The organism is Acidithiobacillus ferrooxidans ATCC 23270 (genome assembly GCF_000021485.1).
In the GTDB taxonomy this organism is placed as follows: Bacteria; Pseudomonadota; Gammaproteobacteria; order Acidithiobacillales; family Acidithiobacillaceae; genus Acidithiobacillus; species Acidithiobacillus ferrooxidans.
The window spans coordinates 2886579-2909585 of the sequence record NC_011761.1 but is presented as its reverse complement, the minus strand read 5'-3'; the positions used below and the strand labels follow the sequence as shown (position 1 = coordinate 2909585).

General features: G+C 59.8%; 25 protein-coding genes. 17 read left to right on the top strand and 8 right to left on the bottom strand.

What is annotated here, in order from left to right:
• Positions 1 to 67 precede the first annotated feature (67 nt).
• Complete coding sequence (locus tag AFE_RS14795) at positions 68 to 2374, bottom strand: TonB-dependent receptor domain-containing protein (protein ID WP_009568470.1); 2307 nt, start codon at positions 2372 to 2374, stop codon at positions 68 to 70.
• Positions 2375 to 2945: 571 nt separating this feature from the next.
• Here AFE_RS14795 and AFE_RS17160 point away from each other — a divergent pair.
• A complete protein-coding gene (locus AFE_RS17160) occupies positions 2946 to 3227 on the top strand; it encodes a type IV secretory system conjugative DNA transfer family protein (protein ID WP_080513205.1) in 282 nt (93 codons plus the stop codon).
• On the opposite strand, the gene AFE_RS14790 is transcribed toward AFE_RS17160, so the two are convergent.
• From AFE_RS14790 to wrbA, 3 genes are all read right to left on the bottom strand, one after another.
• Positions 3124 to 3801, bottom strand: a complete 678-nt coding sequence (locus tag AFE_RS14790) for an SIMPL domain-containing protein (RefSeq protein WP_012537667.1) — start codon at positions 3799 to 3801, stop codon at positions 3124 to 3126. The genes AFE_RS17160 and AFE_RS14790 overlap by 104 nt on opposite strands.
• Positions 3802 to 4007: 206 nt before the next feature.
• Positions 4008 to 4880, bottom strand: a complete 873-nt coding sequence (locus AFE_RS14785; protein WP_009560954.1) for a pirin family protein — start codon at positions 4878 to 4880, stop codon at positions 4008 to 4010.
• A gap of 3 nt (positions 4881 to 4883) precedes the next feature.
• Positions 4884 to 5336 carry an NAD(P)H:quinone oxidoreductase gene (wrbA, locus tag AFE_RS14780; protein WP_009560955.1) on the bottom strand — a complete coding sequence of 151 codons (453 nt, stop codon included), beginning with the start codon at positions 5334 to 5336 and terminating at the stop codon, positions 4884 to 4886.
• Between the two features lie 390 nt (positions 5337 to 5726).
• Between wrbA and AFE_RS14775 the strand changes: the two genes are divergently transcribed.
• Positions 5727 to 6797, top strand: coding sequence for an ADP-ribosylglycohydrolase family protein (locus tag AFE_RS14775; protein WP_012537666.1), 1071 nt, complete (start codon positions 5727 to 5729; stop codon positions 6795 to 6797).
• 80 nt (positions 6798 to 6877) lie between these two features.
• On the opposite strand, the gene AFE_RS14770 is transcribed toward AFE_RS14775, so the two are convergent.
• The 4 genes from AFE_RS14770 to AFE_RS14755 are packed head-to-tail and all read right to left on the bottom strand — an operon-like array spanning position 6878 to position 10622.
• Positions 6878 to 7792 (bottom strand): CorA family divalent cation transporter, encoded by a 915-nt coding sequence (locus tag AFE_RS14770; RefSeq protein ID WP_009566393.1) that lies wholly within the window; start codon positions 7790 to 7792, stop codon positions 6878 to 6880.
• A 15-nt stretch (positions 7793 to 7807) separates the two neighbouring features.
• On the bottom strand, positions 7808 to 8707 hold the full coding sequence (locus tag AFE_RS14765; RefSeq protein WP_012537665.1) for a CorA family divalent cation transporter: 900 nt from the start codon (positions 8705 to 8707) through the stop codon (positions 7808 to 7810).
• A 7-nt stretch (positions 8708 to 8714) separates the two neighbouring features.
• The gene (locus tag AFE_RS14760; RefSeq protein ID WP_009560966.1) at positions 8715 to 9656 is read right to left on the bottom strand and encodes a magnesium transporter CorA family protein; all 942 of its coding nucleotides are present in this window, start codon (positions 9654 to 9656) and stop codon (positions 8715 to 8717) included.
• 30 nt (positions 9657 to 9686) lie between these two features.
• A complete protein-coding gene (locus AFE_RS14755) occupies positions 9687 to 10622 on the bottom strand; it encodes a magnesium transporter CorA family protein (RefSeq protein WP_009560967.1) in 936 nt (311 codons plus the stop codon).
• Between AFE_RS14755 and moaB the strand changes: the two genes are divergently transcribed.
• From moaB to atpD, 15 genes are read left to right on the top strand one after another with little or no spacing between them, the layout of a single operon-like run.
• Entirely contained in the window at positions 10621 to 11313 is a 693-nt protein-coding gene (gene moaB, locus AFE_RS14750) for a molybdenum cofactor biosynthesis protein B (protein ID WP_428947137.1), read from the top strand. The genes AFE_RS14755 and moaB overlap by 2 nt on opposite strands.
• A 6-nt stretch (positions 11314 to 11319) precedes the next feature.
• A complete protein-coding gene (locus AFE_RS14745; protein WP_009560969.1) occupies positions 11320 to 11862 on the top strand; it encodes a class I SAM-dependent methyltransferase in 543 nt (180 codons plus the stop codon).
• The gene (locus AFE_RS14740; RefSeq protein ID WP_012537663.1) at positions 11850 to 12299 is read left to right on the top strand and encodes a copper resistance protein NlpE; all 450 of its coding nucleotides are present in this window, start codon (positions 11850 to 11852) and stop codon (positions 12297 to 12299) included. The genes AFE_RS14745 and AFE_RS14740 overlap by 13 nt, the downstream gene beginning before the upstream one ends.
• Positions 12300 to 12317: 18 nt before the next feature.
• Complete coding sequence (gene mnmG / locus AFE_RS14735; RefSeq protein WP_012537662.1) at positions 12318 to 14192, top strand: tRNA uridine-5-carboxymethylaminomethyl(34) synthesis enzyme MnmG; 1875 nt, start codon at positions 12318 to 12320, stop codon at positions 14190 to 14192.
• Positions 14193 to 14196: 4 nt separating this feature from the next.
• The gene (gene rsmG, locus AFE_RS14730) at positions 14197 to 14862 is read left to right on the top strand and encodes a 16S rRNA (guanine(527)-N(7))-methyltransferase RsmG (RefSeq protein WP_012537661.1); all 666 of its coding nucleotides are present in this window, start codon (positions 14197 to 14199) and stop codon (positions 14860 to 14862) included.
• A 46-nt stretch (positions 14863 to 14908) separates the two neighbouring features.
• A complete protein-coding gene (locus tag AFE_RS14725; RefSeq protein ID WP_012537660.1) occupies positions 14909 to 15691 on the top strand; it encodes a ParA family protein in 783 nt (260 codons plus the stop codon).
• Positions 15688 to 16572, top strand: coding sequence for a ParB/RepB/Spo0J family partition protein (locus tag AFE_RS14720; RefSeq protein ID WP_009566150.1), 885 nt, complete (start codon positions 15688 to 15690; stop codon positions 16570 to 16572). The genes AFE_RS14725 and AFE_RS14720 overlap by 4 nt, the downstream gene beginning before the upstream one ends.
• 27 nt (positions 16573 to 16599) lie before the next feature.
• On the top strand, positions 16600 to 16998 hold the full coding sequence (locus AFE_RS14715) for a hypothetical protein (protein WP_226833822.1): 399 nt from the start codon (positions 16600 to 16602) through the stop codon (positions 16996 to 16998).
• 2 nt (positions 16999 to 17000) lie between these two features.
• On the top strand, positions 17001 to 17750 hold the full coding sequence (gene atpB / locus AFE_RS14710) for a F0F1 ATP synthase subunit A (RefSeq protein WP_012537658.1): 750 nt from the start codon (positions 17001 to 17003) through the stop codon (positions 17748 to 17750).
• A gap of 41 nt (positions 17751 to 17791) precedes the next feature.
• Positions 17792 to 18046: a F0F1 ATP synthase subunit C gene (gene atpE, locus AFE_RS14705; protein ID WP_009561114.1), complete on the top strand. Its 255-nt coding sequence runs from the start codon at positions 17792 to 17794 to the stop codon at positions 18044 to 18046.
• Positions 18047 to 18088: 42 nt separating this feature from the next.
• Entirely contained in the window at positions 18089 to 18568 is a 480-nt protein-coding gene (atpF, locus tag AFE_RS14700; RefSeq protein ID WP_009561113.1) for a F0F1 ATP synthase subunit B, read from the top strand.
• A gap of 10 nt (positions 18569 to 18578) precedes the next feature.
• Entirely contained in the window at positions 18579 to 19118 is a 540-nt protein-coding gene (locus AFE_RS14695; protein WP_009561112.1) for a F0F1 ATP synthase subunit delta, read from the top strand.
• 16 nt (positions 19119 to 19134) lie between these two features.
• Positions 19135 to 20679 (top strand): F0F1 ATP synthase subunit alpha, encoded by a 1545-nt coding sequence (gene atpA, locus AFE_RS14690; protein WP_012537657.1) that lies wholly within the window; start codon positions 19135 to 19137, stop codon positions 20677 to 20679.
• 9 nt (positions 20680 to 20688) lie between these two features.
• Positions 20689 to 21555, top strand: a complete 867-nt coding sequence (gene atpG, locus AFE_RS14685; protein WP_012537656.1) for a F0F1 ATP synthase subunit gamma — start codon at positions 20689 to 20691, stop codon at positions 21553 to 21555.
• A 41-nt stretch (positions 21556 to 21596) separates the two neighbouring features.
• Positions 21597 to 23006, top strand: a complete 1410-nt coding sequence (gene atpD, locus AFE_RS14680; protein WP_012537655.1) for a F0F1 ATP synthase subunit beta — start codon at positions 21597 to 21599, stop codon at positions 23004 to 23006.
• Position 23007 lies beyond the last annotated feature (1 nt).

Below are 23007 nucleotides of genomic sequence, written 5' to 3'. Positions count from 1 at the left end.
TTTATCGAGAGTGGGCGGAAAGATGCACCGCCACATCAACCGCGTTCATATTATTACCACTCCCATGCTAAAACTTCACCGTCACGCTGCCGAACACGAAGCGCGGCATGCCTTCCAGGACGGATAGGTAGGTATTGCCATAATAATCGGTATTGCTGGAACCCTTAGGAAAATACCGGCGATTCAGCAGGTTGTCGATATTCAGCGCCAACTTCACATTTTTCACATAATCGGCGTGGACCGGTATCGTGTCCTCTACACCCAGGTTCAGCAGGAAATAGGGCGGTATGGTCTGGCTGGTCGGGGTGCCGGCAAATTGCTGGTTGATATACTGACTGGAAATGTATTTTCCATCGATATGCGCGTGCAAATGATGGTATCCCCAGTCCAGGCCCACATTGAACATATTTTTCGGAACATTCGCCAAGGGCTGTCCGGCCAGAACGTTGCCGGCATAGCTAGAGTTGAAGGAAGAGGTAAATACCGCTTGGTTATAGGAGTAGTTCGCAAAGGCCGTCCAATGGCCCAGTAGGAAGTGACCGAGACGCTGCTCCAGGGCCAATTCCGCCCCTTCGTACCGCGAACTGCCGCCGTTATAAGTATTGCTCACTCCGGAAGCATTGGTGTTCGTGAGGAAGGTATTCTGAAACTGTTCCCGATAGGCGTTGAGACTGCCCACGAATCCCCGATGACGGTAACGCATCCCGAGTTCATAATCCGTGACATATTCCGGCTGCACGGTTACGGGTACCACAACGTATTGACCGGCATTGTTCTGTTCGGCAATGTTGCCGTAATAGGCGCCAATATTCGGGAACTTGATGTTTCGGCCCCAAGAGCCGTAGAAACTCAGGCCATGAAGGGGGACATAGCTGATGCCAATGGTCGGAGAGGTAAATGCCTGACTGTTCGCTACGGTCCCGCCGATCGGGTAATAGAAGCCGATGTTATCGGAGCTTGTCGTATAAGCATACAGATACTTTATGCCCGGGGTGATATGCACCTTGCCGCCCAGCAGGCTGATGTTGTCCTGGATATAGACCGATGAGAGCAGGCGAGTGTCATGTTCATCCCAGGCACTGTTGAACTGAGACACCTTCGGCATGGCATAAGACCCGTACCAGTATTCCGCACTGTGGAGCATCCCGTAGGAAACATTGCCGCCGAGAGTTACCCGATTGTGCGGCAGGAGGAACTGGGCCTTGGGGGAAAAACCAAGGCCGTTGGAGATGTCTTCGTACAGGTGATAATTGGTGCCATAGTGGGTCGACCCGAAGATGGCGCTGGGATCATAGGTGGGAGGAACTGGATAGGAGAGCCAGAAGGGATAGCCGGTACTCTGGTTGGGGAGGTAGTAAGGCTGAGTGGCACTTTGATCGAAAGCCGGGTTCGCATAGGAGGTGCGATGGTAGTTGTTGTTTTGCACGTATACCTTTGCGCCCAGGATCACATGGCGGTTGATGACGCTCTTATCGCCCAGGATGGCCGTTAGTTCGGTATCGGTATTCGAGGTGGTGGAATAATTCAACGGCCATTGGTAGCTGTAACCATATTGCGAAATCAGGGCCTGCGGCACGCTATGCGGGGTATAACCCACGTTGCGGTTGACGATCACATACGCCGACATTCGGGACATACCGTGGTCGTAGGGCAGGATCCCGGCGTAGTAGTAGTTGGTGTTCTGGTTGCCGGAATTTTGCAGCCAGCCGTTGCTGGTCTGCCGATTGTACGCGAACAGAGAACGGAAGCCGTCGATGGACCCGGTGTTGAATGAGGCATTCCACTGAAAGGTGCCGAAACTGCCGTAACCTGCGCCTACCGACCCGCCCATGGTCTTGCTCGGTTTGCGCGGCTGATAATTGATGGTGCCGCCTAGGGAGTTGTACGAGTTGACCGAAGGATTGTTGATCCCGTTGTAGATGTTGATGCCGGAAATATCGTTGAGGGTCAGGGGAATGGCGTTGCGATTCGATGCCTGATTCGTGGCTCCGCCGTTGAACATGTCATTGAGAGGGATGCCGTCGAAGGTCTCGGAGAACTGCCCACTGTTGAAGGCGCGGAAGGTGATGGTGCTGCGCACGCCGTTGGGACCGGTACTGTATGCGTTTATCGACGGCTTCGTGGCGAGAATCGTTTGGGCATTCTGCATCGGCGAGGCGCGCCGCACCGCTTTGGCACTAATGACGTGCTCCGAGTAGGTAGCCTTTAAGGGGACGTTCTTCTTATTGGCGATAGCCTTTGCCTTTTGGGATACTTGGCCGACCTGAATAGCGGTTTCCCCGTTGTCTCCTTGCGCATAGGCCTGGGGCATCAGGGCAATCATTCCAACGCTGGCCAGGGCCAAGAGCAGTGGGCGATGATGGAAATCTATCATAACTGTTATCTCCTTGCGCGATGCTGTATCTGTGGCTAACTGCCTTATCGACAAGAATAACGTAACACTGTGACAGTATGATGAAATTGGAATGACATTCTCGTGACATTTTCAACTTTTCTCATAAAAATCCCGCCAGAATGGGGTGAATGAGGAGGATTATTATGGCATTTTTGGCGATTGGTTGATCTGTTGTAGCAAGACGCCGATCAGTGATGAGTGGTTTTCATTATTCTTTGGCTTGGATCTGCAAATGACGCATGATCTGGTCCTAACTCTTTGGTCGGGATATGACCTGTGGCGCCCACTTCCTGCCTCAGGATGAGGCGATTCGCGCATTTGCCGGGTTGAAAGTCACTTGTCGAGGCCTATAGTGGCCGCATGGGCACAGAGGTTCATATGCTGCCACTTCAATCCTCTGGAAGAGGTGCGCGTGGGGACCGAATGGGAAGTCAGGGATGTCATGAACATCGCCATGATGATCGTGGACCAGAACGGAAAGAGCCTCAGTGATCACCACCAAAAAAACGGGCTTTGCCCCTGCTGACCAGTGTGATCTGTCACGTGCTCTATGCTGATGGACGAGTCCCCGAGTCTGGGGAAAATGGACATCTTCCAGGATGCCACCGCGTTCTTCGCGGGCTACAACGTCAGGCTCTTCCTCATCACCCAGAGCAAGACCCAGATCGGACAGAATCCGTGGATGACCCTGGTGAATTTCCAGAGTCGAACGGCAGCTGTTCCATACCTCACCTCTCGCAATAAGCATTTCCTTCAACCACTACCCTGCCCCTTTCCGTCCCGCCCCGGCCGACTACGGGCCCAGGGACGACCTTGGCGGCTAACGCCATGACTGGCATCGGCCGCGCCAATGGGACGACATTCGTATTGATGAATACCTGCCCCAGACGCGCGCCATGGTAGCCCAGCGCCGTGCAATTCTGCTGTGCTTGTTTCCGGTACCGGCGCAGTCCCCGCAGCTCGGCCGTTCTCAGCGCCTTGTGTATAGCGACGGAAGGTGCTGCATACTGCATCCCGACCAAGTGTAACCGGGATTGCAGCGTGCCCAGCAAGGGGAGCAACACCGCCGGATCCGGGCTTTGCACGGCCAGATCTTCCCGTACCAGCCAGGGTGCATCGGTCTGGCCTGTCGCCTGCGTCTGGTACCCGGCGCTACGCCAGGTAATCCCAGGCACCGATTGCAGCCGGGCTTTTGCCCAGGACACGTCCTGATTGACCATGGCGGCCAACTTCGCCGGGCTTCTCCCCGATGCCTCCGCCTGCAGGTCGGCATGCAATACCGTCCTGGGCGCCCGATAATGTGTCATCACCTGGAAATGGACGCTGGTGAGGGCCAGCGTCGGCACCTTCGCCACAGCCAGGCCCGGCAACCCCAAAAGCAGCCACAGCATATGCGTGCGCCTCATGCTGCCTCCGCCGCCTGCCTGTCCCGCGCAAATTGCGCCTGCAACATGGAAATGTCTGTCGGGTTGTTCAGGATCATGCCCATTTCTCGATTCCCCTCAAGTGACGAAAGGTTTACGGTACTGTGAAGTATGAAGTAGGGCAATGCCATTGGCGGCATCTCTAACTAGACAAATTTGGGATTACCAAAGCGTGAATCTAATACGCATTAGACTAACCGGCCTTCCTTCATATCCTCAAAAGCCTGGTATATTTCCTCCCGAGTATTCATGACAAATGGTCCATACTGGACAATTGGCTCATGCAACGGCTGGCCCGCAATCAGCAGTAAGCGTGCACTCGTAAGCGCCTTGATGTCCACACCGTCGGTTTCCGGGCCATTCTCGAGTATGGCCATGCGCTGGACAGACACAGGTGTGCCGACGATTTCCAGGGTTCCGCGATATGCATAAAGAAAGGCGTTGTAATCAGCCGGCAGTTGCTGTTTGAAATGTGCGCCTTCCGGCAATTGCAGGTCCAGATAGAGTGGATTTGTGCTCTCCCGCGTTACCGCGCCAGTGACTCCATGACTCTCTCCGGCAATTACCGTGACGACGACTCCTTCCTGAGTCACAAAGCGCGGTAAATCTGCGGCAGAGAAATCGCGATACCACGGCGGTGCCATCTTGTCCTGGCTCGGCAGGTTGAGCCAGAGCTGAAATCCCTCCATGACGCCTTTTTCCTGTTCCGGAATTTCCGAGTGAATCACGCCTCGCCCTGCGGTCATCCATTGCACGCCTCCGCTTTCGAGCAACCCTTCGTGTCCCGCACTGTCACGATGACGCATTTTGCCCGATATCATATACGTGATGGTCTCGAAGCCGCGGTGCGGATGATCGGGAAACCCGGCAATGTAGTCACCTGGATCGTCGCTACCGAAAGCGTCGAGCATCAGAAAGGGATCCAGCCGGTGCTGCAAGGATTGGTTTAAAACCCGGGTTAATTGAACGCCCGCGCCGTCAGAGGTGGCCTGTCCCGCCACGATACGCTCAATCGTCCTCGAGCGACGGACGGATTCCGATGGCAAACCGATGTTCTCCATGGGTTATACTCCCAGCTTTTGGGTAATTTCGGCCACTTGCCACCCCTGAAAACGGGCGATGGCCAGCTCGTTGGCACCGGGCGGACGGCTGCCATCTCCTTTGGATAGTGTCGTGGCACCATAGGGTGTACCTCCGCTGATTTCGCCCATGTTCATCAGTTCCTGGCAGATGTAGGGGACACCAACCACGGTCATCCCCTGATGGAATAGGAAAGTGTGGGAAGAAGTGATGGTGGTTTCCTGACCACCATGCTGCGTGGCCGTGCTGGCAAAAACGCCGCCAATCTTGCCGACCAGTTTACCTTCCTGCCAGAGATTGCCGGTACGGTCGAGAAAATTACGCATTTTCCCGCTCCGCGTCGCGCCAGAGTCATCCCGTGCGCCATCGGCGATGGCCCCGGCCATGGTTTCGATATGCCTCGAAAGGCTGTGATATGGCGCCAGCATTTTGCTCATGATGGTCTCCTCGTGTTGGCCAATATTGCCCAAGAGTAAAGACGGTTAGTATATCTTGTAAAGTAGGTACTATCAGGTAACTACTACCAGGCAGCCCTGGAAAGAGGTGGCATGGCCTAACCCGGCTATGGATTGGAATTCTCTGACCAATCCCGGAGAGGGCGCGGCATGGACCAATACGAAAGCATAGAACTCCTGTGGCGGCCTGGAGACGGTCCACCCTGTCGTGGGCTGCTATAATGGGACGGAAAGATACAAAACCTGTCCTGCACTCAAATAACGGGTGCAGGGCGGATTTAACTGGTTTGATACTTTCAGTGTGGCGGTTCCATCGGCCAGTTTCCCGGAACACGGGGTGCCCAGGGTGGTATGGGCGGGAGGAGGTGAAGCATGCAACGCGTAGCGGGTGCCGTGATGGGCGCCCTGATTGGTGATGCACTGGCTTTGGGGTGTCATTGGTACTACGACCTTGCCGAACTGCGGCGGGAATGTGGCCCCTGGATTACCGACTATCTCACGCCGCGCCCCGACCGTTATCACGGTGGCCTGCGTGCCGGCGACATCTCGCAAACCGGACTGCTGCTGGTCATGCTGATGGAGTCGTTGGTGCACTGCGCGGGTTATGAGGAGGACGATTTCACCCGTCGGCTGGATACGGAACTGTTCCCGCAGTTGGATGGCACGCCCATGCAGGGACCGGGGGGCTACACCAACCAATCCATTCGGGAGGCCTGGCGTAAGCGCGTGCCAGAGCATCGCCCATGGGGAGAATGCGCCGGGGATGCGGACACGACGGAGGGTGCCGAACGCGCCGTTGCCATCGCTGCTCTTTATGCCCTGCAGCCGAAAAAAATGGCGGAGGCCGTGTGTAGCAACATCATCCTGACCCAGCATGATCCGGCCATTGTCGCCATGAGCGTCGCCTTCAACGCCGTTCTGGCCCAGTTGGTTTCTGGCGTTTCGTTGACGCCGCAGATTGGCGCCACGCTCATGGCGCAGGTGCGCAGCGGAGCCCTGCCATTCCACATGGTTACCCAAGGCCACTTGCAGCCACCGCCGCAGGGTGGCGAAAGGATGCAGGTCGGTCAGTTCACGTCGCCCGACGCCCTGCTCACGGCCGGATACGCCGCGCTGGCCGCCGCGGATCCCGACATCGTCATTGAGCCCGCCTGGAAGGTGAGCCTGGTTTACGGCATGCCCTGCGCCATTTACCACCAACTGCCGGCGGCTTACTACCTGGCCAGTCGTTTCCGGGAAGATTATGAATCAGCCGTACTGCACGCCATCAACGGGGGTGGACAAAACATGTCCCGCGCGATGTTGACGGGCGCGCTCGTGGGTGCCCAGGTAGGTCTGGAGGGAATTCCCCGTCGTTTCATCACCGGGCTGCGTGACGCCCAGCGCTATCTGGCGCTGGCGGCGGAACTGGAGCAATGGGCGGTCAGACAGGAAACGCTTTAACCCAGGATGGGGTCGGTCATGGCAGGGCCGTTTGAGCCAGTCGTTGGGCGCGTATGTTAACGGGATGAACCCTGTGTGCCTTAATCCAGCTTTAGCCACCCCATGCGGTAAAACACCCCGGCCGTCAGCATCTCCACCAGCACCAGCCCGCCGGTCACCGCCGCAAAGCCGTAACGCCAGTGCGGCAAAGGTCCTAGGGGCACGTTCATGGCGACCGCTCCGGGAATGAAGAGCGGAATCGTTGCGAGAATGATCAATGCCGCCATGAATTTGAACAGGTGATTGACATTGTTGTGCACCACATAGGCATAAGATTCCAGCAGTTCGCTGAGGGTCGCCTGATCACTGTCCACCTGGTCCCGCACTTGGGACAGCTCAACCCTGGTGTCTTCGTGGAGTTCCATCAGGAACGTGTCTCCGGCGGGGAGAAAATGCGCGATTTCACTGACCACGTATTCGAGTTGCAGTAGTCCCAGATCCAACGCCAGCAGACGGTCGTTGATATCCAGTCCGCGGTACACCACATCATGGCGCTGGGCCTGGCGCAGGTCCCGCTCCACTACGGTCATTTCCCGGGTTACCGAGCGCGCGGTGGGTAGGTAATTGCGTGTGACTTCGGCAATGATGCGCAGGACCAGTTCCCAGCGCTTGCGCGGCTTCCGCGGATCGATCAGCCGGTTCAGGAAGGGAATCTCGCGCTCGGCCAGGGTGACGAAATAACCGGGTACGAAATACAGGCTCAGGGGCACCAGGGTAAATTGTCCCGCCGCGCCCGCTTCCGGCATGGGTACCTGGAATTGCAGAGAAATCAGCCGCTCTTCCTTGATCAGGGGGCGGGATGCTTCGCCCTCCAGGCGTTTGCGCAGAAAGCTCTCGGGGATGTCCAGAGTCGCTGCCGCCTGCGTCAGTTCGCTGGTGGAGGGATCGGTCAAAGCCATCCAGCTCCGCCGGTTGGCGTTCCCGGACAGCAGGGAATCGCGGATGATGCGCATCATGGAGCTATCCTCCCCTCACATGGAAAAAAAGCCGTGCTTACCGGCCCAGCGCGCGAACAACCAGGTCACGCCAAAGACATAGGCGAGCAGTCCGAACCAGAGATAATGCCAGTGCTCCAAGGGCAAAGGCGTCATCATGTGCCAGGGCATAATGAAAGCGATGGGCATCATGAGCAGGGCCAGCCATACGGTCATGACCTTCATCACGGTATGGGCATTGTTCTGGATGATGCCGTTATAGGCGTTCGTCACGGCCAGATAGCGCTGGTGAATCAGATTTACGCCATCCTCTATCCGGCGTTGTTCACGTAACGCCGCGTCCAGCAGGGGGTAGACCGGTGACTCGCCGGCGGTGGCGCGCAGCGCATCGCGCAGAATAAGGCCAGTTTCCCGCAGGGCAATGACCAGTTCACCAAGGTCGCGATTCAGAACCACAATCTGGCGTAGTTCCACGTTACCCATGGCGGTTTTGAGCGCCATGCGCAGCACCTGCAGGCGTTCCACCAGCACCCGCGCCACCCGCTCGTGACTATAGATGCTGCTCAGCAGCACGCGCTGCAGCAGTTCGTCCATGGCGCTATGCCGCAAGTCCCCGAGCCAGTCCCGCTGCAGTGCAGGGATCAACGCTTCTTCACCCAGAATGGCAAGACTCCGGGGAGTATGATGCAGGGTCAGGTGCGCCATCCGTGCCACCGTGCCAAACCGTGCGTCCTGCTCCAGCGACGCCACGGGCAGGCGTAGGGTGATCTCGGTGTTTTGGCAGTAAAGACGTTGTTCCGAGCAGTGCTGCAGCACCGCTTCCAGTTGCGGGCAGCGATAAACAGCCTCCGGTGTCAGCAGAAACAGGCCATCCGCCGTATAGTGCTCGGCGGCTGTCCAGGCGCCTGCGGCCTTGTCGTAAAACTGGCAGCCCATGGCGCGCTCAGATCCAGTCTTTCTTGCGGAAAATCATGAACAGCATGCCGGATACCACAAATCCTCCCCCCATGAGCACGGGCCACGCATAGGCCCAGTGCTGCAGGGGCAGGGGCACGTTCATTCCGTAAATGCTCGCCACCGTCGCGGGTGCGGCCACGACCACGGTCCAGGCTGTGATGATTTTCAGGGTGTTGCTGATGTTGTTCTGCAGCACGCCGACATAGGCATCCATCATATTGGTAATGGTGGAGGCGTAAATTTCGGTCATGTCCCGCGCCTGCTGCAGATCGATCAGGGCATCGGCGATATCTTCCAGATCGCCCTCGTCCTGTTTCAGCAGCGGCAGCCGCAGGGTTTGCTGGGCCACCGAGATGTCGCCTTTGAGTGCCGAAGAAAAAAGGATGAGGCTTTTGTTAAGGGCGAGGAGCCGAAAAAACTCGTTGTTATTCTGGGAGTCGCGCAGTATTTTTTCGGTGGCGGCGATTTCGGCGTTGATGAGGCGCAAGGCGCGCAGATAGTCCCTGGCGATGGCCTGAAAAATCTCCGCCAGCAGCCCCCGTACGTGCAGTGCCTTGCCCCGCTGGCGTTGTCCGCGCAATTCATCCCAAAGCGCCAGGGGCTGGGCGCTCGCCGTCACCATCTGGTGGGGCAGCAACCAGAGTCCCACGGGCAGTGTCCGGAAGCGCAACTCGGCGTCGGCCTGCATGGGAGCGGGCACCTTGAGAATGATCAGCGCAATATCTCCTTCCCGCTCCAGGCGCGGGCGCTCGTCCTCATCGGACACGTCCTGAAAGAGGTAGTCGGGCACCTGCAAGTGCTTCGCGACAAAATCCAGCTCCGCGGTCGTGGGGGTCACTACCTGAATCCAGGTTGCGGTCGGCGGCCAGTGAAAATCCGCCGTGACTTCCAACGGAGCATCCGTTTTTTCGTCAAACCAGTGCAGCATACCGACCCCTCCGTGCGCCCGTCAGTCTGTTCATATCCAGCCCTTCCGCCTGAAAATCAGTGCCAGCCCGGCAGACACGCTCGTTCCCAGACCCAGTATCACCCAGAATATCCAGTGGGTATTCTGAAAAGGCAGGGTCGTATTCACCCCGTAGAGGGTGGCGAGCAGGCTGGGCACGTAAAAGATCATGGCCAGCACCGTCACCACCTTCAGACCATGGTTGATATTGTTCTGTACCATACCTGCGTAGGCATCCATCATGGAGGTGCCGGTCCCGGCATAAACCCGCGCCCGTTCATGGGCTACCTGCAGTTCCAGCAGGGCAGTATCGATCTGGCGGGCGGCGGGCAGGTCGTCGCGGATTTCCGGCAGACGGGAAATCTTGAACGCCGTTGCAATATTGCCGACCAGCGCGACCTCGAAGCGGGTCAGGCTCTTGCTGATCTCCAGCAGGGTAAAAAAGTCGCCGTTGCTCTGGGTCCAGTCCAGTTGCTGCTCGTTATCGTGGATGGCGGCATTGAGCTGGTGCAGTGCGTCTTCATAACTTTGCGCCAGAATCTTGAGGATGGCGGCGAGAATTTCGACACTTTCCGGTGGACTGGAAAGATGTTCCATTTGACCGAAAAAAGGCGACAGCGGCGCAAGTTCCCGCGCCAGCACCGTGGTAATCCGGGGCCCTTGCAGGATGATGCCCAGGGGCCGTTGCTCCCAGCTATCCGCATCCGCGTCACCCCCTTTCACCGGGAACTGCAAGGTGATGAAGACGTGCCCGCCATCGCGGCGCAGCCAGGAGCGTTCATCGGGATCGAGGATATCCTGGGCAAAGTCCCAGTCATCCGCCAGTTGCCCCGCCCGTTCCCAGTCCGTCGGACGCGGCGCCGTGAGATGCTGCCAGCCGCCCCCGTTCACCAGCGCGGAGCTCGATGCGGGGGGATGGTACGGATCTGCTGGCAGGGACACATCCATGACGCTCTCCTGGTCAGAAGCGGACTTTTTCGGTGCCGACGTCCGGAAAATCAGCGCCCATGAGGAGCGCCGCACGTCGTGCCCCTTGGACCGTAGGACGGAGCCTCTTATACTGGACTTTCCGTCATCCTGTAAAGGGAATACCGCCGTGAGCAGCGCGCAGCAATCACCCGAAGGCAAAGCCTTTTTACCTCTCGCCATCGCCATCCTCACGGTTTCCGACAGCCGCAAGCCGGAAACCGACAAATCCGGCGACAAAGTTGCCGAACTCGCCAGCCACGCCGGACACCAGATCGCCGCCCGTCAGATCATCGCCGATGATGCCGAAACCCTGCGCGCGCAAATGCGCGACTGGATCGCCGACCCCGCCATCGACGTGATCATCGCCACCGGTGGCACCGGCGTCACTGGTCGCGACGTCACTCCCGAGGCCCTCGCCCCTCTCATCAGCAAGCCCATCCCCGGTTTTGGCGAACTCTTCCGCATGCTCTCCTTTCAGGAGATCGGCACCAGCACCATCCAATCCCGTGCCGAAGCCGCCATCTGTGATGGCACCATCGTCTTTCTCCTCCCTGGTTCCACCGGCGGCGTTCGCCTCGGCATGGAGGCCATCATCATCCCGCAACTGGACATCCGGCACGCCCCCTGCAATCTGAGCGAACTGCTGCCGCGCATCCGGTATGAGCACTGAGCGGGCATGATGGCAGAGGACGAGAAGCGGGCGCGCTGGCACGCATGCTACGCGCAGACAGAGACACTGGCACCGGAACCGCTGCCTTTTCTGGCGGCGCATGCGGATTGGCTGCCTGCCAGCGGTCGGGCGCTGGACCTCGCCTGCGGCCGGGGCGGGAATGCGCTGTTTCTGGCGCGACGCGGGCTGAAGACCTGGGCATGGGATTATGCGGAGAGTGCGGTGGCCGGGCTGCGGCAGCGGGCGGATGGCCTACCCCTATGGGTGGAATGCCGGGACGTGGTCACTCACCCTCCGGAGCCGGAATCTTTCGATGTGATCGTCGTCGCGCATTTTCTGCATCGGCCATTGTTTCCGGCCCTGGCGGCGGCGGCGCGGCCGGGCGGTCTGCTGTTTTACGAGACTTGGGCGGGGGCATACGCCGGGCGCGGGCCGCAAAATCCGGAGTACCGTCTCAAGCCGGGGGAGCTGGCAGGGGCATTTCCGGCACTGACTTTGCTGGAATTGCAGGAGGATGTGGATCGGGCGGCAGGGGTATGGCGGTGCTGAGGCCGCACCCCGCGTTTCTCTCCGCTGCCATCCTTCTGGGCGGTTGTACCACCCAACCCCCAGCGCTAACCAGCATGGGAGTGCCCAAACCGGACACCGCCCATATCAGCCAGAGGGTGCTGGATTGGGCGGGCACCTACGCCGGGGTGTTGCCCTGTGCGGACTGTCCCGGTGTGCGCGAGACCATTACGCTTAACAAAAACCTCACCATGGAGATCACTACTCAGTATGTGGGTCGCGGTGACCAGATTTTTCGTCGGGGAAACCAATTCTCCTGGGTCGACGGCAACACCATTCGGCTGGAAGGCATGGGCGGTGGGCCGACTCTCTACCGTGTCAGTGAAAACCAGCTCACCCAACTGGGCATGGATGGCAAGCCTGTCACGGGTCCGCTGGCTGCCCGTTTTATCCTGAAAAAATTGCCAAAACCCCGGTGAAACGCAGATAATCCCGCCATGCAAAACTCATTTGACGTTATCGTAGTCGGCGGCGGTCACGCCGGGACGGAAGCGGCTGCCGCAGCCGCCCGTCTCGGCGTGCGCACGCTTCTGCTTACCCAGAATCTCGATACCATCGGCCAGATGTCCTGCAACCCGGCCATCGGTGGCATCGGCAAAGGTCATCTGGTCAAAGAAGTCGATGCGCTCGGCGGCATCATGGCTCTCGCCATCGATCAGGCGGGCATCCAGTTCCGCACCCTCAACGCCAGCAAAGGTCCGGCGGTGCGCGCGACCCGCGCCCAGGCCGATCGCAGTCTGTACAAACGTGCCGTACGCCGTTTGCTCGAAGACATACCCGCCCTGCAACTATTCCAGGGCATGGTCGGCGATCTGCTCATGGAAGGCGACCGGCTGGGTGGCGTCATTCTGGAAACCGGCCTGGTGCTGCGTGCCGCACAGGTCGTTCTGACCACAGGCACCTTTTTGGGTGGCCGGGTGCACATGGGGGATCAGAATTACCCCGCCGGCCGCGCCGGCGACCCGCCATCCAACGCTCTGGCCCAGCGCCTGCGGGAGATGGCCTTCCCGGTGGCGCGGCTGAAAACCGGTACCCCGCCGCGCATCGACGGCCGCAGCATCGACTATGGGGTGCTGGAGGCCCAACCCGGCGATGCGCCACCGCCCGCTTTTTCCTTTATGACCCGGCGTATCGGTGTGCCACAACTGGCCTGCCACATCACCCACACCAACGCCCGCACCCACGAAATCATTCAGACGAACCTGCACCAGTCGGCCATGTACGGCGGTCATATCCAGTCGGTAGGGCCGCGTTACTGTCCCTCCATCGAGGACAAGGTCGTGCGCTTTGCCGATAAGGCGTCGCATCAGGTTTTTCTGGAACCAGAAGGCCTCGATACCCACGAAGTCTACCCCAACGGTATCTCCACCAGCCTGCCCTTCGGTGTCCAGATCGAACTGGTGCGCAGCATGCGCGGTCTGGAAAACGCCGTATTGCTGCGCCCCGGTTACGCCATCGAGTACGACTACCTCGATCCCCGCGAGCTCCACCCCAGTCTGGAAAGCCGACGCTTGCCGGGTCTGTTCTGTGCCGGCCAGATCAACGGCACCACCGGCTACGAGGAGGCTGCGGCCCAGGGACTGCTCGCCGGTCTCAACGCCGCCCGCCGCGCGCGCGAACTCGCGGCGTGGACGCCCGGTCGCCACGAAGCCTATCTAGGGGTGATGGTGGATGATCTTGTCACCCGCGGACTCGACGAACCCTACCGCATGTTCACCAGCCGCGCCGAATATCGCCTGCAACTGCGGGAGGACAATGCCGACCTGCGTCTGACGCCCCATGGCCGGGCATTGGGGCTGGTAGATGACCAGCGCTGGACGGCCTTCAGTGCCAAGCAGGACGCGGTGCAGGCGGAGCGCAACCGTCTCGAGGGCTTGCGCATCCATCCCGGCAGCGCCATCGCCGGGCGTATTGCGGCGAAGACGGATCAGCCCCTTTCCCGCGATGTCACTGCTCTCGAACTCCTCCGCCGCCCCGACTGGGATTACGCCAGCCTGCTCCAGGTGCTCGATCTCGTTCCGTGCAGCGATGCGCAGGCCTGCGAACAACTGGAGATCGAGTGCAAATATGCCGGCTATGTCGCCCGCCAGCACGACGAGATCACTCGCGCCGCGCGCTGGGAGGGAACGGATATCCCTGCCGACATGGACTACGCAGCGGTGCGGGGCCTCTCTACCGAAGTGATGCAGCGCCTCGCCCGTCAGCGACCGCAGACCATCGGTTTGGCCAGCCGTATCCCTGGTGTGACCCCGGCCGCCGTCTCCCTGCTTCTGATTCATGTGAAACGTCGCGGTCTGCGGCAGGCGGGCTGATTCGATGACCAAGCCGGAGCTGTCCTCGCAAGCGCTGCATGCCCGTCTGAATGCCGGACTGGTGGCTCTCGGCCTCGACCGCACGGTCGGTGCTGAGCAGCGTGACCTGCTGATCCACTACGTCGCCCTCCTGCAGCGCTGGAATGCCACCCACAACCTGACGGCGGTGCGGGATCCCCTGGAGATGGTGCCCCGCCATCTGCTGGACAGCCTGGCGGTGCTCCCCTATTTGCCGGAGGGTGCGGTGGTGGATATCGGTAGCGGCGCCGGATTGCCCGGCATCCCCCTTGCTATCTGCTGCCCAGCACAAGCGTTCACCCTGGTGGAACCGGCGGCCAAACGGGTCGCTTTCCTCCGCTACGCCATCGCAGATCTTGGGTTGACCAACGTGCAGGTTGCCCCGCAGGGCAGCGAAGATTATCACCCCGATCTCCTGCCAGACGTCATCATCAGCCGTGCCACCGCGCCCCTCGCTCGTCTCGACGCCATGACCAGGCACCTCCAGGGCCCGCACACCTGGGTGCTTGCCCAGAAAGGTCCGGGTGTCGGGGAGGAGTTGACCGACTGGCCCCGTGCGGCATCCCTCCACATCACCCGTCGGGACCTCGCCGTTCCCGGCCTGCCACCGCGTTTTCTGCTTTCCTGGCGCATCCCGGTCGCCACGCCCTAGCCCCCCGCACCGCTACGGGGTATCCTACGCCAAGTTATCGTCGAAGATGGAAATCCGCCCAGTCGCCATGCGCACCGTCGCTATCGCCAATCAAAAGGGGGGGGTGGGTAAGACCACCACCGCCGTCAATCTGGCCGCCGGACTCGCCCAGAACGGCAAGCGCGTCCTCCTCATCGACCTCGATCCCCAGGCCAATGCGACCACTGGTCTGGGTCTCGGCGGCAGCGCCACGGCGACGATTTACCACGCCCTCCTTGGCGAATTACCCCTGAGCGCGGTGTTGTTGAATGCGTTTCCGGAGGGCCTTTCCCTCGCACCATCCAGCCCCGATCTTGCGGGTGCGGAGGTGGAGCTTTATGGCCGGCCCGATCGTGAGCGGCGTCTGCAGGATGCCCTCGCACCGGTCGCGGGTTTCGACTACGCCCTGATCGACTGCCCGCCTGCCCTCAATATGCTCACCATAAATGCGTTGGTCGCCGCCGATAGTGTCCTGATCCCCATGCAGTGTGAATACTACGCACTGGAGGGGCTGACCCAGTTGCTTGGCACGGTGCGCCGGGTCCGCGCCCAGTTGAATCCCCGTCTGGAAGTGCATGGTCTGCTGCGGACCATGTTCGATAACCGCAACCGGCTGGCTTCCGAAGTGGCCCTGGAGCTGGAGCGGCATTTTCCCGACAAGCTGTACCAAGCTGTCGTCCCGCGCAATATCCGCCTCGCCGAGGCCCCCAGCTTTGGCCGTGCCGCCCTGGTCTATGATCCTGCCTGCGCCGGTTCGCGGGCTTATCAGGGCGTTGCCACCGAATTTCTGCGCCGCGAGTGGATGAAATGAAGAGGGTCGGCCTGGGCCGGGGTCTGGACGCCCTTTTCGCCAGTGAAGGCGGTGCGGGCGCGGCCATGCGCGAGGTTCCCCTTGACGTACTGCAGCGCGGGCGTTATCAGCCGCGCGGCTTGATCAGTGCCGAGTCCCTGGAAGAACTGACCGCATCCATCCGCAGTCAGGGGGTGGTGCAGCCTATCGTCATTCGCGCCATCGGTGGCGGCCGCTATGAGATCGTCGCCGGCGAGCGCCGCTGGCGCGCGGCGCAATTGGCGGGTCTCAGCCACATCCCCGCCGTGGTCCGTGAGTGCAGTGATGAACAGGCTCTTGCCATCGGCATCATCGAGAACATCCAGCGTCAGGCCCTGAATCCGCTGGAAGAAGCGCAGGCCCTGCAACGCCTGCTCGACGAGTTCGGCCTCAGCCACGAAGCGCTGGCCGAATCCCTCGGCCGTTCCCGCGCTGCCATCAGTAACCAGTTGCGCCTGCTGCGCCTCTGTCCGGACCTCCATCCCCATGTCGAAAACGGCGCGCTCAGCGCTGGTCACGCCCGTGCCCTGCTGACCCTGCCGGACGGGCGCCAGGTGCAGATTGCGGAAAGGGTGGTGCGTGAGGCCCTGAGTGTGCGGGCCACCGAGCGACTGGTCCAGGCCGAAGGCCGGATCAAGGCGCCTAAGGCGGAGCCCGACGCCAATGTTGCCGCGCTTTCCGCCCGGATCGCCGCGCGCCTGGGGCTGCCCGTCGATCTGCGTGCGCAGGGGCGGGGCGGTGAATTGCGGATCCGCTGGGAGAATCCGGAACAGGAGGCGGCACTTTTTCAGTATCTGGGCGTGTCTCTGGATGATGACGAAAGCGGATATTCGGCGCTTGACGGGCTGCATCGGCGTGTTTAGACTCAGCGCGTATTCAAGAATTGTCTGTTGAAGGCGTCAAAAAAACAAACCGCGATGGTCAATTTTTCGTCGTATGTGGGACGGGTGACCGCCACTGTACTGACGTTGGCCCTGCTGATGGCCGCGGTGGCGGCTTGGGGCTGGGGGCGTGAAGAAGCCTACGCAGTGCTTTTTGCGGCATTTTTGAGTGTAGTCAACATGCTTATTTTGGGTGGTCGCCTGATCGCGCTCCCCGCCTCTGCGCAACGCGCTGCACAGCGCTTGGGTGGAGCGGTGTTGCAGCGCTGGACGATCACCATCCTCGGACTGATTTTTGCAATATTCTGGCTGCGCCTGCCGGTCATCGGGCTGGTCGCCGGATTCTTGCTGACCCATTTCGTATTTTTGGCATTTCTGGTGCGGGAACGTTCCAGGCAAAGGAGTTAAGCGTGGCATCAGGCGATATCGCCCATCACCTCGTAAACTGGTCCATCGGCGAAGGCTTCTGGACCTTTAACCTCGACACCATCGTCATGGGTTGGGTCCTGGCCGCCATACTGGTGATTACCGCCATGGTGGTGGGCTCCCGTTTGCAGGCCAGCGCCCCCAGCGGGATGCAGAACTGGCTGGAGGGAGTGGTGGATTTCATCGACGATCTGGTGCAAGGCAGCTTCCCGGTCAAGGATCCGCTGATTGCCCCGGTCGCCATGACGGTGTTTCTCTGGATTCTGTTGATGAACAGCATGGATCTCATCCCCGCGTACCTGCCGGGGATGGTTGCGCATTGGTTCGGGATCGCGGAGTTCCGCATTACCCCCACGGTCAACCTGAATACGACGCTGGGTGTCGCCGTCGCCGTGTTTCTGTTGATGATCGCCACCAATCTGCGCGTCAAGGGATTCTCCTATTTCAAGACCTACCTGACCCATCCTTTCGGCATCTTCCTGGCGCCGATAAATATCATCATGTCGCTGATCGAAGAGATCACCAAACCGTTGAGCCTGGGTCTGCGACTTTTCGGCAACATGTTTGCCGGCGAACTGGTCTTCCTGCTGCTCGCCATGCTGCCCTGGTGGGGCGGGCTGGTCATGGGCGAAGTCTGGTCGCTGTTTGAGAGTTTGATCATCATCCTGCAAGCATTTATTTTCACCGTGCTGACGGTGGTTTATCTCGGCATGGCGAACATGCAGGATCACTAAGAGTTTATTATTCCACTTTGCGACACTTGTAAGGAGTTACCATGGACGCACATACCATCATTGTTGCTGCTACTGCCATTGCCGTAGGTATCATTTTCGGCGCCGCCGGTCTGGGTTCCGCCATCGGTTGGGGTCTGATCACCTCCAAGACTATTGAAGGTATCACCCGTCAGCCGGAAATGCGCCCACAGTTGCTGGTGAATACTTTCATCTTTGCCGGTCTGATGGAATCTTTCCCCTTCATTATTCTGGCCTTCGGTTTCTGGTTCCTCTTCGCCAACCCGTTCCTGGGCTGATGCTGGACCGGCTGAGCCGGCCCACTTGCAAGTGAGGTAGTCATGAATCCAGTAGGTATCAATGGAACGCTGATCGTACAGTTGGTCACATTCGTCATCTTGGTGGCCTTGCTGTACAAGTATATGTATGGTCCTTTGCGTAAGGTCATGGATGACCGCCGCGCCAAAATCGCCGATGGCCTGGCGGCAGCGGAACGCGGCAAGGAAGAAATGGCCCTGGCGCAGAAGCGTGCGACGGAGCTGCTCCGCGAAGCCAAGGACAAGGCGGCAGAAATCATCGCCAACGCCGAGCGTCGTGGTGTGGAGTTGCGTGAGGAGGCGCAGGGTAAGGCGCGCGAGGAAGCCGATCGGATCATCGCCAGCGCGCGTGCCGAAATCGACGTCGAAACCAACCGGGCGCGCGAAGTGCTGCGTGGGCAGGTGGTGGAACTCGTAGTGAATGGCACCCAGCGCATTCTGCATCGCGAAATCGACGATCAGACCCACCGCGACATCATCGACCGTATGGTCGGCCAATTGTGAGGAGCCTCCCATGGCGGATCTGATCACCGTGGCGCGCCCCTACGCAGAGGCGCTTTATGGGCTGGCGAAAGAGAGCGGCCAGGAACAGGCCTGGGCGGATGCACTGCAGGCGCTTGCCGCCATGATCGCCGATGTTCAGGCGCAGGCCTTTCTCACCGATCCGGAGCGTGCTGACGCCGAAAAGGTGTCCTTGTTGAGTGCGGTTCCTGTGGCGGTGGACGTCAAGGCGTGGAAGGCATTCCTGGCGCTGTTGATCCACAACGATCGCTGGCCCGCTACGGCCGAGATCGGCACACTTTTCGCGGACGCCATGCGCCGTGCAGAAGGCGTTGTCGATGTCCTGGTCACCAGCGCCATCGCCCTGGACGCCGGGCAGAAGACGGCTGTGCAGTCCGCGCTCGAGCGCCGCTTTGCCGGCCACAAGGTGGCATTCCGGGAAGCGGTCGATGCCGCGCTGATCGGTGGCCTAGTTATTCATACGGGTGATCTCACCATAGATGCTTCCGTGCGTGGACAAGTGCAGCAGCTTGCCCGAACCCTTCGCAGCTAAGTCTTGAGGAAATGGTATGCAACAACTGAATCCATCGGAAATCAGTGAACTGATCCGCGCACGGATCGCCGGCTTTGAAGGCCGTGTCGAAACGCGCTCGCAGGGCACCATCATCAGCTTGAGTGACGGTATTCTCCGTATTCACGGTCTGGAAGACGTAATGTACGGTGAGATGCTGGAACTCCCCGGCGGCCGCTTCGGGCTGGCCATGAATCTGGAGCAGGACAATGTCGGCGCGGTCGTGCTCGGCGAGTTCTCCGGTCTCCAGGAGGGCGACGTCGTCAAATGCACCGGCAGAGTCATGCAGGTGCCCATTGGCAAGGCGCTTCTCGGTCGTGTCGTCAATGCCCTGGGCCAGCCTGTCGATGGCAAGGGTGCCATTGACGCCGAGGAGTTCGACGTCCTTGAAAAAATCGCCCCTGGCGTAATCGACCGGCAGAGTGTCGACGAGCCCATGCAGACCGGCATCAAGTCCATCGACGCCATGGTGCCGATTGGTCGCGGTCAGCGCGAACTCATCATCGGCGACCGTCAGACCGGCAAGACGGCCGTCGCGGTCGATGCCATCCTCAATCAGAAAGGCAAGGATGTGCAGTGCATCTATGTTGCCATCGGCCAGAAGGCTTCCACCGTTGCCGGCGTGGTGCGCAAGCTCGAAGAATACGGCGCCATGGAGTACACCACGGTGATCGCCGCCAACGCCTCCGAATCCGCCGCCATGCAGTATCTGGCGCCCTATGCCGGCTGCACCATGGGGGAATATTTCCGCGACCGCGGTATGAATGCGCTCATCGTTTATGATGATCTTACCAAGCAGGCCTGGGCCTATCGCCAGATTTCCCTGCTGTTGCGCCGTCCGCCGGGCCGTGAAGCGTATCCGGGGGATGTGTTTTATCTGCATTCCCGTCTGCTGGAGCGCGCCGCCCGTGTCAATGCGGATTTCGTCGAGAAGTTTACCAAGGGCGAAGTGAAGGGCAAGACCGGTTCGTTGACCGCCCTGCCCATCATCGAAACCCAGGCGGGTGACGTGTCGGCCTTCGTGCCCACCAACGTGATCTCCATCACTGACGGCCAGATCTATCTGGAAACCGATCTTTTCAACGCCGGTATCCGTCCCGCCATCAACGCCGGCCTGTCGGTATCGCGGGTGGGTGGCGCGGCGCAGACCAAGATCATCAAGAAGCTGGGCGGCGGTATTCGTCTGGATCTGGCTCAGTATCGTGAGCTGGCGGCCTTTGCGCAGTTTGCATCCGACCTGGACGAAATTACCCGCAAGCAGATTGAACGCGGCAAGCGGGTCACGGAATTGCTGAAGCAGGATCAGTTCTCTCCGATGTCGGTGGCGGAGCAGGGCGCGGCGCTTTTTGCGGCCAGCAGTGGTGCGCTGGACGATGTCGAAGTGGCCAATGTACGGCCCTTCGAGAAGGCGCTGCTCGCTTATTTGAACAGTAACAACAAAGAGTTGATGGCCGGAATCGAAGAGAAGAAGGATCTGACGGACGACCTCAAGAAGCAACTCGACGCGGCGGTTAAGCAGTTCAAGTCCGGCTCGACGTACTAGGAGAGTAGCATGGCCAATGCCAAGGAAATCCGGGGCCAGATCAAGAGCGTAAAGAATACGCGCAAGATCACGCGAGCCATGGAGATGGTGGCTGCCAGCAAGATGCGGCGCGCTCAGGAGCGGATGCGCGCCGCCCGTCCCTACGCGGAGAAAATTCGCGAGGTATTGGGACATCTGGCGCAGGCCCATCCCGAGTATGAACACCCGTTGATGCAGGTGCGCCCCGTCAAAAAGGCAGGCTTTCTGGTGGTGACCACGGATCGAGGGCTTTGTGGCGGGCTCAATGTGAATGTGCTGCGCAACGTCGTCCAAAAGATGCGCGAGCTTCACGAAGAGGGGGTCGAGTCGAATCTCGCGGTGGTGGGCAACAAGGGGCTGGGCTTTTTGCGGCGCCATGGTGCGCATCTCGTGGCGGAGCTGAACGGATTGGGTGACAGCCCGCATCTGGGCGACATGATCGGACCCATCCGGGCGATGGCGGATGCTTACGCCAAGGGCGAGGTCGACGTGGTCTATCTGGTCTCCTCCCGCTTCGTGAATACGATGTTGCAGCGAGCAACGGTCGAGCAATTGCTGCCGGTCGAAAAACCGACGGCATCCGCAGAACAGCGTGCGGAGTTGTGGGATTACATCTATGAGCCCGAAGCCCGTCCGGTGCTGGATCGCCTGATGCAGCGCTATGTGGAATCAGTGGTGTACCAGGCGGTTATCGAACACCTTGCCTGCGAACAGAGCGCGCGCATGGTCGCCATGAAAAGTGCGTCGGACAACGCCAAACGTATGGTGGATGACCTCCAGTTGGCCTACAACAAGGCGCGCCAGGCCGCCATTACTCAGGAAATCGCCGAGATCAGCGCCGGTGCGGCGGCGGTTTGATGATTGTGCACAGCATTTTTGGAAATTTTGAGGGTTAAATCATGAGCGAAGCGGTTGCTAAAGAAAACGCCGTCGGCCATATCGTCCAGGTGATCGGGCCGGTGATCGACGTCGCCTTTTCTCGCGGGCAGGTCCCCGAGATTATGGAAGCTATTGTGGTCGACGCAAACAATCTGACCATTGAGGTGCAGGCCCAGTTGGGTGACGGCGTGGCGCGCGGTATCGCCATGGGGCCCAGCGAAGGCCTCAAACGCGGGCTGGCCGTCACTCGTACCGGTGCGCCGATCAGTGTGCCGGTAGGGCATGCCACCCTGGGCCGGATCATGAACGTCCTGGGTGAGCCGGTAGATGGCAAAGGACCCGTGCAGACGGAAGATCGCCAGGCCATCCATCGCCCGGCGCCGGCCTTTGATGAACTTGCGGCAAGCACCGAGGTGCTGGAGACCGGCATCAAGGTCATCGATCTGGTCTGTCCTTTCGCCAAAGGCGGTAAGGTCGGTCTCTTCGGCGGCGCCGGCGTGGGCAAGACGGTGCTCATGATGGAGTTGATCCGCAACATCGCTATCGAGCATACCGGATATTCGGTGTTTGCAGGCGTCGGCGAGCGGACTCGTGAAGGGAACGACTTTTACCATGAAATGACCGACTCCGGCGTTTTGGACAAGGTCGCCCTGGTATACGGGCAGATGAACGAGCCGCCCGGCAACCGTTTGCGCGCCGGGTTGACCGGCCTGACCATGGCGGAGCACTTCCGTGATGAAGGTCGCGACATTTTGATGTTCATCGATAACATTTTCCGCTATACGCTGGCAGGCACCGAAGTCTCGGCGCTGCTGGGGCGTATGCCTTCTGCGGTGGGCTATCAGCCAACGCTGGCTGAAGAAATGGGTCAGTTGCAGGAGCGTATCACTTCCACCAAGGTGGGCTCCATCACCTCGGTGCAGGCCGTTTACGTGCCCGCGGACGATCTCACCGATCCTTCTCCGGCGACGACCTTTGCCCACTTGGACGCCACGGTAGTGTTGTCGCGGCAGATTGCGGAACTGGGCATCTACCCCGCACTCGATCCGCTCGATTCTTTCAGCCGTCAGCTCGATCCGCAGATCGTCGGCCAAGAGCACTATGATGTGGCTCGTTCCTGCCAGAAGACGTTGCAGCGCTACAAGGAATTGCAGGATATCATTGCCATTCTGGGCATGGATGAATTGTCTGAGGACGACAAACTGCTGGTGTCGCGGGCACGCAAGATTCAGCGCTATCTGTCCCAGCCTTTCTTTGTCGCTGAAGTGTTCACCGGCAGCCCCGGTACCTATGTCTCCCTGAAGGAAACGATCCGTGCATTCAAGGCGATCGTGGCAGGAGAGTATGACCACCTGCCCGAGCAGGCCTTCTACATGGTCGGCACCATAGATGAAGCCCTTGCCAAGGCCCAAAAGCTGCAGCAAGGCTAAA

Excerpts from the sequence above, each read along its gene's own strand:
- AFE_RS14775 (WP_012537666.1), top strand. The coding sequence starts at position 5,727 with ATGCAACGCGTAGCGGGTGCCGTGATGGGCGCCCTGATTGGTGATGCA.
- wrbA (WP_009560955.1), bottom strand. The coding sequence starts at position 5,336 with ATGAGCAAAATGCTGGCGCCATATCACAGCCTTTCGAGGCATATCGAA.
- AFE_RS14770 (WP_009566393.1), bottom strand. The coding sequence starts at position 7,792 with ATGATGCGCATCATCCGCGATTCCCTGCTGTCCGGGAACGCCAACCGG.
- atpF (WP_009561113.1), top strand. The coding sequence starts at position 18,089 with ATGAATCCAGTAGGTATCAATGGAACGCTGATCGTACAGTTGGTCACA.
- atpE (WP_009561114.1), top strand. The coding sequence starts at position 17,792 with ATGGACGCACATACCATCATTGTTGCTGCTACTGCCATTGCCGTAGGT.
- AFE_RS14725 (WP_012537660.1), top strand. The coding sequence starts at position 14,909 with ATGGAAATCCGCCCAGTCGCCATGCGCACCGTCGCTATCGCCAATCAA.
- atpD (WP_012537655.1), top strand. The coding sequence starts at position 21,597 with ATGAGCGAAGCGGTTGCTAAAGAAAACGCCGTCGGCCATATCGTCCAG.
- AFE_RS14785 (WP_009560954.1), bottom strand. The coding sequence starts at position 4,880 with ATGGAGAACATCGGTTTGCCATCGGAATCCGTCCGTCGCTCGAGGACG.
- AFE_RS14760 (WP_009560966.1), bottom strand. The coding sequence starts at position 9,656 with ATGCTGCACTGGTTTGACGAAAAAACGGATGCTCCGTTGGAAGTCACG.
- AFE_RS14720 (WP_009566150.1), top strand. The coding sequence starts at position 15,688 with ATGAAGAGGGTCGGCCTGGGCCGGGGTCTGGACGCCCTTTTCGCCAGT.
- AFE_RS14755 (WP_009560967.1), bottom strand. The coding sequence starts at position 10,622 with ATGGATGTGTCCCTGCCAGCAGATCCGTACCATCCCCCCGCATCGAGC.
- AFE_RS14695 (WP_009561112.1), top strand. The coding sequence starts at position 18,579 with ATGGCGGATCTGATCACCGTGGCGCGCCCCTACGCAGAGGCGCTTTAT.
- AFE_RS14795 (WP_009568470.1), bottom strand. The coding sequence starts at position 2,374 with ATGATAGATTTCCATCATCGCCCACTGCTCTTGGCCCTGGCCAGCGTT.
- AFE_RS14790 (WP_012537667.1), bottom strand. The coding sequence starts at position 3,801 with ATGAGGCGCACGCATATGCTGTGGCTGCTTTTGGGGTTGCCGGGCCTG.
- AFE_RS17160 (WP_080513205.1), top strand. The coding sequence starts at position 2,946 with ATGCTGATGGACGAGTCCCCGAGTCTGGGGAAAATGGACATCTTCCAG.
- AFE_RS14740 (WP_012537663.1), top strand. The coding sequence starts at position 11,850 with ATGGCGGTGCTGAGGCCGCACCCCGCGTTTCTCTCCGCTGCCATCCTT.
- mnmG (WP_012537662.1), top strand. The coding sequence starts at position 12,318 with ATGCAAAACTCATTTGACGTTATCGTAGTCGGCGGCGGTCACGCCGGG.
- atpG (WP_012537656.1), top strand. The coding sequence starts at position 20,689 with ATGGCCAATGCCAAGGAAATCCGGGGCCAGATCAAGAGCGTAAAGAAT.
- AFE_RS14745 (WP_009560969.1), top strand. The coding sequence starts at position 11,320 with ATGATGGCAGAGGACGAGAAGCGGGCGCGCTGGCACGCATGCTACGCG.
- rsmG (WP_012537661.1), top strand. The coding sequence starts at position 14,197 with ATGACCAAGCCGGAGCTGTCCTCGCAAGCGCTGCATGCCCGTCTGAAT.
- AFE_RS14765 (WP_012537665.1), bottom strand. The coding sequence starts at position 8,707 with ATGGGCTGCCAGTTTTACGACAAGGCCGCAGGCGCCTGGACAGCCGCC.
- atpA (WP_012537657.1), top strand. The coding sequence starts at position 19,135 with ATGCAACAACTGAATCCATCGGAAATCAGTGAACTGATCCGCGCACGG.
- moaB (WP_428947137.1), top strand. The coding sequence starts at position 10,621 with ATGACGCTCTCCTGGTCAGAAGCGGACTTTTTCGGTGCCGACGTCCGG.